Annotated in this window: 1 pseudogene; it reads left to right on the plus strand. The window is 58.5% G+C overall.

Annotated elements, in window-relative coordinates:
• Positions 1–123: 123 nt before the first annotated feature.
• Positions 124–253 (plus strand): annotated as a pseudogene (locus GWC77_RS30005) (IS5/IS1182 family transposase); the annotation flags it as partial.

Consider the following 253-nt stretch of genomic DNA (forward strand, 5'->3'; position numbering starts at 1 on the left):
TCACTTGAACCTTGCAAACGCCGGATAAACGGCACATTCTTGAACCACAAAGATGCTCGATTCTGCCCACTTCTGCTGGCGCCTATATGCCGGAAATACCCGGCTCCTTTATGCCGGAAGGTGACAACGATGGGGCGATACAAGGCACTGATCGGCCCGCGTCTGCGCACGCGTCATCCCGATGCGCAGCAGACTGAAACATCGATCGGTGTGGCGGTGCTCAACCGCATGCTGGCCGCCGCACGCCCGAACT

This window comes from Paraburkholderia sp. NMBU_R16 (genome assembly GCF_013282575.1).
Lineage (GTDB): Bacteria > Pseudomonadota > Gammaproteobacteria > Burkholderiales > Burkholderiaceae > Trinickia.